At 52.5% G+C, this 13,925-nt stretch carries 10 protein-coding genes and 1 pseudogene; 10 read left to right on the top strand and 1 reads right to left on the bottom strand.

The window, feature by feature from the left end:
- The first annotated feature begins 34 nt into the window (after positions 1 to 34).
- The 4 genes from CRO74_RS19690 (at position 35) to CRO74_RS19675 (ending at position 6,067) form a co-directional block, all read left to right on the top strand.
- Positions 35 to 2,608 (top strand): DUF7133 domain-containing protein, encoded by a 2,574-nt coding sequence (locus CRO74_RS19690; RefSeq protein WP_097128118.1) that lies wholly within the window; start codon positions 35 to 37, stop codon positions 2,606 to 2,608.
- 35 nt (positions 2,609 to 2,643) lie between these two features.
- Positions 2,644 to 3,702 (top strand): sugar phosphate isomerase/epimerase family protein, encoded by a 1,059-nt coding sequence (locus CRO74_RS19685; protein WP_097128117.1) that lies wholly within the window; start codon positions 2,644 to 2,646, stop codon positions 3,700 to 3,702.
- Positions 3,703 to 3,857: 155 nt separating this feature from the next.
- Positions 3,858 to 4,643 carry an SDR family NAD(P)-dependent oxidoreductase gene (locus tag CRO74_RS19680; RefSeq protein WP_097128115.1) on the top strand — a complete coding sequence of 262 codons (786 nt, stop codon included), beginning with the start codon at positions 3,858 to 3,860 and terminating at the stop codon, positions 4,641 to 4,643.
- Between the two features lie 95 nt (positions 4,644 to 4,738).
- On the top strand, positions 4,739 to 6,067 hold the full coding sequence (locus CRO74_RS19675) for an MFS transporter (RefSeq protein WP_097128114.1): 1,329 nt from the start codon (positions 4,739 to 4,741) through the stop codon (positions 6,065 to 6,067).
- Between the two features lie 43 nt (positions 6,068 to 6,110).
- Here the strand turns inward: CRO74_RS19675 and CRO74_RS32075 are convergent.
- A pseudogene (locus CRO74_RS32075) lies at positions 6,111 to 6,248 on the bottom strand (hypothetical protein); the annotation flags it as partial.
- 323 nt (positions 6,249 to 6,571) lie between these two features.
- On the opposite strand from CRO74_RS32075, the gene CRO74_RS19665 reads away from it, so the two are divergent.
- From CRO74_RS19665 to CRO74_RS19640, 6 genes are all read left to right on the top strand, one after another.
- Positions 6,572 to 6,778, top strand: coding sequence for a hypothetical protein (locus CRO74_RS19665; protein ID WP_097128111.1), 207 nt, complete (start codon positions 6,572 to 6,574; stop codon positions 6,776 to 6,778).
- Between the two features lie 110 nt (positions 6,779 to 6,888).
- Positions 6,889 to 7,083 (top strand): hypothetical protein, encoded by a 195-nt coding sequence (locus CRO74_RS19660; protein ID WP_097128109.1) that lies wholly within the window; start codon positions 6,889 to 6,891, stop codon positions 7,081 to 7,083.
- A 442-nt stretch (positions 7,084 to 7,525) separates the two neighbouring features.
- Positions 7,526 to 7,972: a response regulator gene (locus tag CRO74_RS19655; RefSeq protein WP_097128107.1), complete on the top strand. Its 447-nt coding sequence runs from the start codon at positions 7,526 to 7,528 to the stop codon at positions 7,970 to 7,972.
- Positions 7,973 to 7,986: 14 nt separating this feature from the next.
- Entirely contained in the window at positions 7,987 to 11,736 is a 3,750-nt protein-coding gene (locus tag CRO74_RS19650; protein WP_097128105.1) for a chemotaxis protein CheB, read from the top strand.
- A 109-nt stretch (positions 11,737 to 11,845) separates the two neighbouring features.
- The gene (locus CRO74_RS19645; protein ID WP_097128104.1) at positions 11,846 to 12,532 is read left to right on the top strand and encodes a response regulator transcription factor; all 687 of its coding nucleotides are present in this window, start codon (positions 11,846 to 11,848) and stop codon (positions 12,530 to 12,532) included.
- Positions 12,529 to 13,860: a sensor histidine kinase gene (locus CRO74_RS19640; RefSeq protein ID WP_097128102.1), complete on the top strand. Its 1,332-nt coding sequence runs from the start codon at positions 12,529 to 12,531 to the stop codon at positions 13,858 to 13,860. Before CRO74_RS19645 ends, CRO74_RS19640 begins: the two co-directional genes overlap by 4 nt.
- The last annotated feature ends 65 nt before the right edge of the window (positions 13,861 to 13,925 follow it).

The following is a 13,925-nucleotide window of genomic DNA, read 5'->3' as shown; positions in this document are numbered from 1 at the left end:
TTATTCCAAAAGCATAAAAACCTGTATCTCGTTCATGGTTAAGCCCGTTCATTACCTATACGTGTTGGGTGCCAGTCTCCTCGGACTGTTGAGCTTCAAGGGAAAAATTGGCAGTTTGCTGGACGATGGCCCCTCCCCCGCCCACACCCCCGCCGAAGAACAAGCGACCTTTCAGCTTGAGCCGGGTCTTAAGATACAGCTCGTAGCCTCGGAGCCGATGGTGCAGGACCCCGTCGTGATTTCGTTCGATGAAGATGGTCGGCTGTGGGTAGTGGAAATGCGCGGGTTCATGCCCACTATCAACGGCGAAGGCGAAGACAAACCCGTTGGACGTATTTCGGTGCTGGAAGATACCAACGGCGACGGACAAATGGACGTTAGTAAAGTCTACCTCGACAGCCTGGTTATGCCCCGAGCGCTGGCATTGGTTAAAGGCGGGGCACTCGTGGCCGAAAACGGCGCACTCTGGCTCACCAAAGACACCAACGGCGATCTCAAAGCCGACACCAAAACCCTGATCGACAAAGACTACGCGGGTAGCGGCCTTCCCGAACATTCGGGCAACGGCCTCTGGCGCAGCATGGACAACTGGATTTACAACGCCAAATCGCGCTTCCGATACCACGAGGTCGACGGCAAATGGCTGCGCGACAGTACCGAAGCCCGTGGCCAGTGGGGCATTAGCCACGACGATCGCGGGCGGCTGCATTACAATTACAACTGGTCGCAGCTCCACGCCGACCTCGTCCCACCCAACTACCTGAACCGCAACAAACACCATACGCCCACCACAGGTATCGATCACGGCCTCACCATCGACCGGCGGGTGTACCCCATCCGACCAAATCCGGCGGTGAACCGGGGATATATACCGGGTACGCTGGACAAGGAGGGACGCCTGCTGGAGTTTACGGCAGCCTGTTCGCCACTCGTGTACCGGGGCCAAACGTTGCCCACTCCTTTTTACGGCAACGTATTCGTATGCGAACCCGCCGGAAACCTCATCAAACGCAACGTATCAGAGAATAAAGACCTGCTGATTGCCGCCCGCGACCCGCATCCCGGCAAGGAATTTCTGGCCTCCACCGACGAGCGGTTCAGGCCGGTTCATACCGCAACGGGACCTGATGGCGGGTTGTACGTAGCCGATATGTACAGGGGGCTTATCCAGCACAGCGCCTACGTAACGCCCTATCTAAAAGAAAAAACGATTGAGCGCGATCTGGTGCTCCCCGTTCACCGGGGCCGCATCTGGCGAATTGTACCGGAGAACTGGCAACCGGCGAAAGCGAAAAAACTATCGGCATTACCATCCGCTGATCTGGTGGCTGAACTGGCTAACCCCGACGGCTGGCACCGCGACATGGCTCAGCGGCTGCTTATCGAGCGAAACGATAAAACGATACTTCCCGCTCTGACGGATTTAGCCCGAAAGGGAACAACGAACCTGGGTCGTTTTCACGCGTTATGGACACTAGACGGGTTGCACATGAGCCATCCGGAGCTACTTTTTGACAAGTTGACCGATGCAGACCCGCTTGTCAGTTCAACGGCTCTTCGTTTGCTGGAGCCGATGGCGAAGACCGATAAAGCCGTTCGGACAAAGCTGGGTGCGCAACTCCTTAGCCAGTGGGAAAAATCCCCCATTGAACAGATTCTCCAGATGGCGCTCACCGCCGGGGTTCTTGACCCATCGGCGTCGCACCCCCTGCTGGCGGGTATCATAAACCGCTACGGCGAATCGGCCCTGATTCGGGATGCGGCTCTTAGCAGCCTGTACAATCAGGAATTCGCTTTTTTGCAAACCCTGCTGACATCACCCCAATGGCAGGCCCAACAACCGGCCAGGGAAATATTTCTGGAGATGCTCACCACGTCGGTTATCCGCAAACGAAACCCAACCGAATTAGCCGCCTTGCTCAACCGGCTGAGCGCGAACAAAACGGCGCTGAACTGGCAAGAGAAAGCAATTCTCACCAGCCTGTCGATTCAGGGCAGTACCAGCAAACTAAAACCGATCAAACTGGCGTCGGCCCCGAAAATCCTGACCCAGCCATCGGATCAACTTACACCCGACCGGCTGGCCACGATAAGTGCCATGTTTGAGTGGCCGGGCCGCGCTAGGCCTGGCCACGTTACCAGCCGAACGGCGCTACCCAAAAAGAGTCTGCTGAATGACGATGAGCAAAAACTGTTTGCGTCGGGGCGGCAGATCTACCTCAGCACCTGCTCGGGCTGTCACGGAACCGACGGGGCCGGACTCAAGCGATTTGCGCCCCCGCTCATCGGCTCCGACTGGGTTTTAGGCGATGAAAAACGGTTATCGCTCATTATCCTGCACGGCATGGAAGGGCCAGTAGAAGTAGCGAAGCGCGTGTATGACGTACCGGATATTCTGCCCGTCATGCCCTCACACTCCACCATGGACGACGGCTCGATCACGGCCATTCTGATGTACATCCGCAACGAATGGGGTAACAATGCCGGTCCTATTGCCAAACGAACCGTTGGTATGACGCGTGTCACCTCGCAGGGCCGGGTGGTGCCCTGGACGGCCAAAGAACTGAATAACTACATCTCCGAAGGCAAAGCAACCAGCGGCAAATAATCCGGCACCCTGAACTCCCAAGCCCTTTTACATTGATGGAAAGACGAGATTTTTTACAAACCGCTTCACTGGGTGCCGTGGCCCTGTCGTTTCCGCAGCTGCCAACCTTTTTAAAGGAGCGACCAATGGGCATTGTGGTGCATTCGTACTGGAGTCGCTGGAATTCGAAAGCCGACAGTAAGAAGTACCCGGCTTTTACCAATGCCATTCAATTGCTCGACCATTGCCACCAACTGGGTGCCGGTGGAGTGCAGGTGATCGTGAACGGCTGGTCGACGGATTTCGCCAAAAAAGTGCGCGATGAGCGTGAGAAATACGGTCTCTATCTGGAAGGATCGATTGGTTTACCTAAAAAAGCGGAGGATGTCCCGAAGTTTGAGCAGGACGTTGTCAATGCCCGCGAAGCCGGTGCACAGGTGTTGCGCACGGTCTGCTCGACGGGCCGACGCTATGAAACCTACCATTCGCCCGCAGCCTTTGAGGAGTTGAAGAAAACCGCTCTGGCATCGCTGCAACTGGCCGAGCCGGTTCTTCGCAAGTACAAAGTCAAGCTGGGCGTCGAAAATCACAAAGACTGGCGCGCCCCGGACCTGGTCAATCTGCTGAAGCAGGTCAATAGCGAATGGATTGGCGTTACGCTCGACTTTGGCAACAGTATGGCCCTGCTCGAAGACCCGATGGAGGTGGTGCAAACGCTGGCTCCGTACACCTTCAGCACCCACGTAAAAGATATGGCCGTGGAAGAATACCCCGATGGCTTTCTGCTGTCGGAAGTGCCGATGGGAAAGGGTATACTGGATTTACCAAAGATGGTTGAGTTGTGCAAAAAGCATAATCCATCGGGCACATTCAGCCTGGAAATGATCACCCGCGACCCGCTGGAAATTCCCTGTTTGACGAATGCCTATTGGGAAACGATGGGCAGCGTACCCGGCTCCGATCTGGCCCGGATGCTTCGGACGGTTAAGCAGCATAAATACGCCGGTGGCCTTCCGCGAGTTACCCCGTTGAGCACCGACGAAAAACTGGCCCTCGAAGAGGAGAACATCGTTGCCTGCATCAATTACAGCAAAGCGAAGCTGGGACTGGTGTAGTAGAGTCTGGGCTAAGCTCCAGCTTGGCCAATGTCTCACTAACTAGCACGGGCCAAGCCAGAGCTTGGCCCAGACGTTACCGTCACCCAGCGCCTAGGTGTCCTCACAAAACCACTATATAACATTCAGAGCAATACAACCACAAACTATAAATAATGAGTAAAGAACTCCTTCCGGGCATCCGTCAATTTGACCTTACCGGAAAATCGGCCATCATTACGGGTGGCTCTAAAGGGCTTGGGCTTGCGATGGCGGCCGGACTGGCCTCAGCCGGTGCCAATGTCATGCTGGTGAACCGCAATGCCGACGAAGGCGCAGCAGCCGCTCAGGAAATCAGCACCGATTATGGCGTAACAGCTCTTTCCTTCGCAGCCGATGTGTCGAACGCCGAACAGGCCGAAGCGATGGCACAGGCCGCTTTCGATGCCTTCGGCCAGATCGACATTCTGATCAATAGTGCCGGCATCAACATCCGTGGCCCCATCGATGAACTGACACCCGCCGAATTCAGCAAAGTGATGGAAGTCAACGTAACGGGTACCTGGTTATGCTGCCGGGCCGTAACGCCCTACATGAAAAAGGATGGTCGGGGCCGCATCATCAACCTGGCGAGTACGCTGGGCTTGGTGGGCTTAGCGAACCGGACGCCCTACACGGCCAGCAAAGGAGCCGTTGTGCAGATGACCCGCGCCCTGGCGCTGGAACTGGCCCCTTTCAACATTAACGTCAACGCCATTTGCCCCGGCCCATTCCTCACCGAAATGAACCTGCCCATTGCCGAGACCGAAGAAGGGCTCAAATTCGTGGTGGGTGCTACAGCGTTGGGCCGCTGGGGTCAACTACAGGAAATTCAGGGAGCTGCTATTTTCCTGGCCAGCGATGCCGGTTCCTACATGGTCGGCTCCATGCTCACCGTCGACGGCGGCTGGACGGCGAGGTAGATAAGGGAGGCCCAAACAGGCTCCGGCTGTTTGTTAAATTTAGCCTTTAGATCAAACAGCCGGAGCCTGTTTGGGCCTTTCCTAACCCTTAAAAAATGGAACAAGTAATCGGCAAAGACAAAAAGACGCGGGTGCGCTACAGCATGTTGGCGCTGGTCTTTATCAACGTGGTCATCAACTACCTCGACCGGAGTAATATTTCGGTGGCGGGGACCGCGTTGAGTAAAGACATGGACCTATCGTCGGAACAGTTGGGGTTCATTTTCTCGGCTTTTGGCTGGACGTACGCCCTGCTGCAAATACCGGGCGGCCTTATCGCCGACCGCTTCGGCCCCCGAATCCTCTATGCGTTTTGTCTGATTACCTGGTCTTTAGCCACCGTTTGCCAGGGATTTGTCCGGGGGTTTGCCAGCCTGTTTTCGCTTCGACTGGCAACGGGCGCGTTTGAAGCTCCCTCCTACCCCATCAACAACCGCATTGTTACGAGCTGGTTTCCCGAACACGAACGGGCTTCGTCCATTGCTTTGTATGTATCGGGGCAGTTTATTGGTCTTGCATTCTTAACACCCGTATTGACTTATATCCAGAGTCAGTTCGGGTGGCAGGGTTTGTTCATCTGTACCGGTATCGTTGGGCTGATTTGGGGTGTTGTCTGGTACCTGCTCTACCGCGACCCGCTCGACCATCCGACCGTAAACGAGGCCGAACTAACCTATATTGAAGAAGGGGGCGGCCTGTTCAGAGGTCGGCAGGCGGGTACGAGTAAATCGTCCGTCTGGAGTTGGGTAAACGTAAAGCAGGTGTTCTCTACCCGAACATTGTGGGGCGTTTACATAGGGCAGTTTGCCGTCAACTCCATGCTCTGGTTCTTCCTGACGTGGTTTCCAACGTATCTGGTCAAATACCGGGGACTGGATTTTATAAAATCCGGCTATCTGGCATCGGTGCCTTTTCTGGCGGCCTGCGCGGGTCTGTTGCTGTCCGGCTTCGTCTCCGACAGACTGGTGAAGCAGGGAAAATCGGTAACAATGGCGCGAAAAGCCCCTATCATCATTGGCCTGCTCCTGTCGATCAGTATTGTTGGTGCCAACTACACAAACGACACGGCGTTGATCATCGCCTTTATGGCACTGGCGTTCTTTGGGTCCGGCATGGCGTTGATTTCATGGGTCTTCGTGTCTATTTTATCGCCTAAGCACCTGATTGGCTTAACGGGTGGCGTGTTCAACTTTATGGGCAATCTGGCGTCCATCGTGGTGCCCATTGTGATCGGCTATCTGGCCAAAGACGGCGATTTCAAACCCGCGCTCGTCTTTGTCGGAGCCCTCGGCCTGATTGGTGCCTGTTCCTATATTTTCCTGGTGGGCAAGATAGAGCGGGTTGTAACCCACGACCCGCAGGAAGGGGTCTTTGCGGGGGAGTAACCCCCGCATGACAGGCCATCTGTTTGGGGCCGGTGATGGTCTTCATTTCATTGGTGGCGGTGACCACCTCGGTAGCAGTAGCGATACCAATGCCGGGTAAGCCAAAAAGTTCTTTAACCAGACAAACACTCCTACCTCCAAACGTCCGCGCTAAAAAATAAATAAAGCGTTTTGACTTCATCGGTGTTCTAGTAAGTGATCAGTCCGCCTGAGCCGTTTTGTCAAGTTAATGAAAAACAGACAGGTAGTGTAAAACACTAAAAACATCGATCTGTCCTGTTTGACCAGACGATTGGCCAAACAGTGAATTGTCAGTAATAACCGGCTTAGTTGATCTCTAGTTAAACTTATGAACGTAAATGGTTAATAATTTAGCCATTACACGTCTCTCTAACTGCATTTGATATAGAGTCAGTCGCTACCTCAATTGATCCGGTTTTATACCCTCTACAACCGGGTGAATCAAACGCACGATACTTATTCATTTACTTAATTATAATCTTTATGGCAACTAACACATTAACCATTGTCACCGGTTATGGGTCCATCTCCCCCAAACCGTTTCGCAAAGCGTATTTAAATAGTAGCGAAGAACTGGCCACCCAACGCTTCCTGCGGGATTATCCCGGAGTTCGGGATGCCACGGTGGTCATCGTTTCATTTGAGGATGAATTAACCATCCGTACTAACGGAGAGATCAGTGCCTATTAGGCGTATTCAAACGGCTTGCCTAGCACTACCTAAGCGGAAGGTTATGAATCCGTTGAGTGGTCCGTCAGCCAATGAACGCTTGCTTTTCCTGAATAAACCAACCGACAACCATGAATGAATTACCCTACACGTCCATTCCCGATACGTCTGACAGCAACTACTGGGAGTCAAAGTCAATCAAAAACAATTTACGAAGCACCACTTTTGTTCCCCGAGATAAGGAACTCCATCAGCGGCTGCGGGTAAAAGCGTGGGGGATCATTCAGGCCGCCCTATCCAAGAAAAACAGAAAGGGGAAGAGCTAACTGGCTGTATAGGGAATACGCTTACTTCCTTTATAGTGGAATCGTGGGTTTTTAGCGTCTCACCGTCATACCCCTAATTAGGTCAACCTTGTTCCCGCACATATTATTTTCGTTAATTAGTAAAGAATAAAATTAAATAAACGGATACGATAGGTAAACCAGGCTTTATTGAACTACTTGCCGATTGTTACGGCTTACTAATTATCAATCAGTTGATTCACAAGCAATAACTCCGGCGTTCATGGGGTTCGGCCTATAATACTAGTTCCTGCTCTACCGGACACAACAAGAAATAGAGCGATATAACAGAAGCAGTTGACGAAAAATTGCTTCTGCCTTACCAGACCAGTACCGATTCGTAGGGCAAGCTAATCTTCTTCTTCACGCCAGTTTACGGGTTGGTACGCTCAGGCTTTTTATATGCGCCAATACCTTACCCACCATGTATACAAAACAAGTAGTGTTGCTGGCCGATGATGACGAAGACGATTGTTTGTTTTTCAAACAAGCTCTTCAAAGCCTGTCCATCGCATCCTCGCTGATAACCGTACGTGACGGGGAGCAACTCATGCACCTGCTCACAACGAGCACGGCTCCCCTTCCCTCCGTGCTTTTCCTCGACATCAATATGCCCCGTAGAAGCGGCTTCGAATGCCTGGCAGACATAAAACAAAATCCTAACCTGAGCCGGATTCCAGTCATTATACTCTCCACGTTTTTCGATCAACACGTAACGGATCGACTTTTCCAGATCGGTGCCCTGGAATGCCTCCAGAAACCGACCGACTTTAACCAACTCAAAGAACTGATTGGTCAGGTACTTAGTCGGCTGGTACAATGTTCTGATCTACCGGCGCCAGACGTATGTGTTGGTCCTGATAGCCCTTAAATTCTATTACGACTATGAAATCTGCCAAAACGATTCTGTCGACAAATATATTCCCGGTTGTAGGGATCGGAGCATCGGCGGGGGGGCTTGATGCGTTTAAAAAACTGATCAAAGCCATTCCGGAAGAGTCGGGCATGGCCTATGTACTGGTGCAACACCTGGCCCCTACCCACGAGAGCCTGCTGCCCGAAATCCTGCAAAAAGTTACTGCCATTCCGGTCCTGGAAATCGCCGATGAGATTAAGGTACGGCCGAACCATATTTACATCTTACCCAGCAACAAAATGCTGGTGGCTAATGATGGTATTTTACAACTAAGCCCGCGACCCACCACGACCGAACCCAACCTGCCCATTGATCTGTTTTTTCAGTCGTTAGCCGCCGTTCACCGGAATGAAGCCATCGGTGTAATTTTGTCGGGTATGGGTAGCGATGGTACGTTGGGCTTGAAAGCTATTAAAGAAAACGGCGGAATCACCATGGCTCAGGATCGCGATTCAGCCGCTTATGATGGCATGCCCCTGAGTGCCATATCAGCAGACGTTGTCGACTTTGTGCTGCCTCCTCACGAAATACCCCGGAAGATTCTTGAATTAACCCAAAGTCTGCGGCAAGGCCATCCGACTACTCCTGAAATGGATGATGCGGATATCATCAGGCAGATATTGTCTGTTTTGCGGACTCGTCATGGAATCGACTTTACCTACTACAAACAGACCACCATTCGCAGGCGAATTTCACGCCGGATAACTTTGTCCAGGCTGAACACTCCGGCTGATTATCTGGCCTATTTACAGAAAACGAAACCGGAGCAGGATGCCCTTTATCAGGATTTATTGATCGCTGTAACCACATTTTTTCGTGATCCGAAATCCTTTGCCCTGTTGTCTCGTACGATTTTTCCGCTGCTGCTGAAGACGAAAGCAGACTCCGAGCCAATACGCCTGTGGGTGGCAGGCTGTAGTACGGGTCAGGAGGCTTATTCCATTGCCATCTGCATGAAGGAGCTACTGGGCAACAGTCTGCAACCCGTACACATCTTCGCGACGGATCTGAGTAAGCCCGCCATTGCCAAAGCCCGTACCGGCATCTATACCAAAAAGGAAGTAGAGACCATTTCAGCGCAGCGGTTACAGCAGTACTTTGTCAAAATCAAAGGCGGCTATCAGGTCAGTAAAGAGGTGCGGGATATGTGCGTGTTCGCTAATCAGAACTTCCTAAACGATCCGCCCTTCGGAAAAATGGATTTCATCAGTTGTCGAAATGTGCTGATTTATATGGACGCTTACCTCCAGAAAAAAGCCCTGACAACCTTTCATTATGCCTTGAACAGTGCGGGTTTTTTGATGCTGGGGAAATCGGAAACCGTCAGCAGCGTCAGCGATTTATTTGCTGTGATGGAAAAAGTCGATAAAGTCTTTACCCGTAAAGATGTGCCCGGTCGGTTTATAGCTAACGCGAATCAACGGGCCGAGTCAAGTCTGAGTTCGCCCAATGCCAAACCCGTAAGCAAGCCTTCCGATTACCAAAAAACGGCCGACTATATCCTCTTCAACCAATATACGCCCGCCGGGGTAATTGTAAACGACGTATTCGATATTGTGCATTTTCACGGACTGACAGCCCCCTTCCTGGAGCAGTCGCCCGGTAAACCCAGCCACAACGTGTTGTTAATGGCCAAACACGGCCTGGCCTTTGAATTGCGTAGCCTGCTGCACAAAGTAAAAAAAGAGGATAAACCAGTTCGTAAAGAGTTGATCCCTTTTCAGACGGGGAACCGGCTACAGACCCTATCCATCGATGTGATTCCACTACCGAACACCCTGGATGCGTGCTACCTGATTCTGTTTTATACGACAGGCATTCCCGACACGACGCCGACCGTACCGTCCCAAAAGGGAGGCCTGACAAAGCCAATCGTCGAGCCTAAAGATCAGTTGATTCACCAGCTGGAGCAGGAACTGGCCCAGGCCCGTGACGACATGCGGAGTATTACCCAGGATCAGGAAGCGATTAATGAACAACTCCAGAGCGCCAACGAAGAACTCCTGAGTGGTAATGAAGAACTCCAGAGTCTGAACGAAGAACTGGAAACCAGCAAGGAAGAGCAGCAAAGCAGCAACGAAGAACTCATGGTCGTCAATGAGGAGATAACCCGGTTGAATGGCCAGCTAACCATAGCCCGCGATTATGCCGAAGCCATTATTGCGAATATAGGAGAACCCCTGCTGGTGCTGGATCAACGGCTGCGAGTGAAAACCGCGAACAACGCATTTTACAAAACCTTTCAGGTCAATGAAACAGAAACGGAAGGCGTTCTGATTTACGATATCGGGAATCGGGAATGGAATATTCCTGAGTTACGCACCCTGCTGGAACGAATTCTGCCCGAAAAATCAACCTTCCGAGCCTTTGAACTAACACATACTTTTGCGGCCATTGGTCGGCGGGTTATGTTGCTCAACGCGCGGGAAATCATCCACAAAAACAGCAAGGAGAAATTAATTCTACTATCCATTGAAGATATAACGCAAGCCACCAACGAGCGGGACCAGGAAAGGCTGGCTCAACAGCAGCTTCAGTTTATGGCCGACGCTATGCCGGAGAAAGTCTGGACAGCCGATGCCGCCGGGAATGCCAATTATTTCAATCACACCTGGCTCCGCTATAGTGGACTCACCTTCGACGATCTGAAAGCGTTTGGGTGGGAGAACGTCGTTCATCCGGACGATCAGAAAGAGAACAAAAAACGTTGGCACCAGTCGATCCGTACGGGTGCCGCGTTTAATATGCAACACCGGCTTCGGGATGCAGCCGGGGCCTATAAGTGGCATCTGAGCCGAAGCGTGGCCCAACTGGATGATCAGGGACGCACGACGATGTGGATTGGTACCAGTACCGAAAATCATGAACAGCAACTCTATCAGGAAGAGCTGGAAAAATCGGTGGCGAGCCGCACGGTCGAATTAAACGAAGCCAACCAAACGCTGGCCCAAAAGAATGAAGAACTGCAACAGATGAATAAAGAACTGGAATCGTTCACTTACGTTTCCGGGCATGATCTTCAGGAGCCTCTACGCAAAATACAGACGTTTGCCGGTCGTATTATGGACGAAGAAAGCCAACAGTTAACCGACAATGGCAAACGGGATTTGCAGCGTTTGCAGCTGGCGGCCGCCCGCATGCAGGAGCTGATTCAGGATTTGCTGGCCTTCTCGCGCTTAAACGTGACCGAGCGGACGTTTGAACCAACCGATCTCCAAAAACTTACCGATGAGGTCATCAGCCAATTCCAGGAAACGATTAGTGAAAAACAGGCCATTATCGACATCGGCGAGTTGGGGATGGTTACTATCATTGTTTTTCAGTTTCGTCAGTTGCTGCAAAACCTGATTGGCAACGCACTGAAGTTTTCGGTTCCCGGTATACCCCCCTGTATTTCCATCGTCGGTCAGCGAGCCTACGGACGCGACTTGACCGATAACCGGCTTTTAGCCGATACGAGCTATTTTCACCTCAGTCTCACCGATAATGGAATTGGCTTCGATCCTCAGTATAAAGAACGGATCTTCGAAGTATTCCAGCGCCTGCACGGCCGCGAAGCATATGCCGGCACAGGTATCGGCCTGGCTATTGTGAAGAAGATCGTCGAGAATCACAACGGCCTGATTACCGCCACCAGCGAACTGAACAAAGGGGCGAGGTTTGATATATACATTCCTGAACCCGACCGGCCTGTTGCGCCCGTCAGTGTGGACAAGTGAAGGCATAGGCAGCTCTAAATTGGTCGGCAATGACGTAATATAAAGCGTTTCCCCGGCCCGCAGGTTTATGACTGTACGCTGCTCCTGATACCGGAAAACAAACTCAACGATGAATGTACTTATTATTGAAGACGAGCCGACTCTGGCCGACGACATGGCCCTGTTTCTGCGAAAACAGAGCTTTGTCTGCGATATTGCCCTGACCGGCAAACAAGCTTCAGAAGCCATGGCCGTGAATGACTATGACTTCCTGCTCATTGACCTGGGCTTACCAGACTACGACGGCTTTGATCTACTGCGGGAAGCGGTTGCTACCCTGCACAATACCTCGTTTCTGATTCTGACGGCTAGTGGCGAGTTAGCTAATACATTGAAAGGGCTCAACCTGGGGGCGGATGATTTCATGACAAAACCTTTCTCGTTGTTGGAACTGCACTCCCGAATGCTGGCCATCAATCGTCGGAGACATGGGCTGAGTGAGCCAGCCATTGCTTTTTTGGGCTTTGTCCTGGACCCCCTGGGCCGCCACCTGCACTTTGGTCAGCCGGAAGTTGAACTGACCCGGCGCGAGTTCGACCTACTGTATTACCTGCTGCTGTATCGTAACCGTGTGCTGACCCGATTTCAACTGGCCGAACACATCTGGGGACACCTGGCCGACGACGATTCGAACTCGAATTACATTGACGTACACCTGAAAAACCTGCGCAAAAAACTGATCGTTTTTGCCCCCACCGAGTGGCTGGAAACGGTACGGGGCATCGGTTACCGGGCCAACCTCCCTGCTGCCGAATGACCCTGTCTGTAAAACTAGCCCTCTATAACACCTGTTGGCGCCTTGTCCTGATCGGTGCTTTATGGCTGATTTTGCCGCTACTCATCCATACATTAAACGACCAATACACGGCAGATGGTTTACGGGCGCTGCAACAGCGTACGCTGGACCAGATAAATAAAACGGGTATCGAGTCGCTGAGAACCCCTGGGGAAGAAAGCCCCTCCCGGTCGCTGCTCGACGAATATATTCTTATCAGGCCGTATACCAGGCCTACCCAAAAACCGCTACGCCCGGCCGTTGACCGTCCACAAACCGGGAGTGAACGAACGGGCTACCGCGTGCTGAGCCGCCCGATTCAGGTAAATGGCCATCAATACCTACTGGAAGTTGGTAAACGTCTCCCGGCGGTTCAGGAACTCAGCCAGTCGTTCAGTCGGCTGGTTGTGGGTATTCTGGGGGGCATTTTGTTATTGATATTCCTGGTTGACCTTGGCTATATCCGTTTTCTGCTGCGGCCGCTACGATGGATCATCACCCGAAAACTGCGCGTTATTCAGGACCCCGAACAGTTTGATTTTTCGCCCCTCGCCACCTCGACACTCGAACTGAGCCAGCTCGACGGGCATATCAACGACCTGATGCGCCAGCTCAACGCCACCTTCACGCGCGAAAAAGCGTTTGCCTCCCAGGCCTCGCATGAACTGTTAACCCCGATTGCGGTAGTACGCAGTCGGCTCGACAATCTCATTGCCGACGAACAAACCCCGCCCCACGTGGCCGCCGGGCTGGTCGAATCCCAGCAAACCCTCGGTCGACTCAGCAAACTCGTGCAGAAACTGCTGCGCCTGGCCCGCATTGAAAACCACCAGTACCTTAAAAATGATACGGTGTCCATTCGGGCGGTACTACAGGAAGTACTGACCAATCTGGATGACCATATAGCCCTGAAGGATCTTGTCGTGACAATGGCCGTCGACGAGGATATACTACTGGCACCCGCCAACCAAATGCTGGTGTATACCCTGTTGCTGAATCTGGTTGGCAATGCGGTTCGCTACACCCCTCCCGGCGGTCAGGTGGTTATCGGCCGAGGGCCGGACCGGCTGCATCCCACCTTGCGCATTCGGGATACGGGCCCTGGCATGAAGCCGGAGCAGATCGCTACCCTCACGCAGCACGGACGCCTGAAGGAGGCAACAACGGAGGGCACCGGCTCCGAGCAGCACAATGGTATCGGACTTCGGCTGGTGCGCACGATTGCCGGATTTCATTCGATCATGATTGGGGTGGAAGCTATCCCCAACCAGGGGACGTGCATTATCCTGACGTTTATGGAAGGTCGATAATGGCTTCCTTCATGCTTCCTTCATGTTGGGGACACTACATTTGGCGCGGTAACACTAATACCGAA

This window comes from Spirosoma fluviale (assembly GCF_900230225.1).
In the GTDB taxonomy this organism is placed as follows: domain Bacteria; phylum Bacteroidota; class Bacteroidia; order Cytophagales; family Spirosomataceae; genus Spirosoma; species Spirosoma fluviale.
The sequence above is the reverse complement of the archived record's forward strand: the minus strand, read 5'-3'. Positions and strand labels throughout refer to the sequence as shown.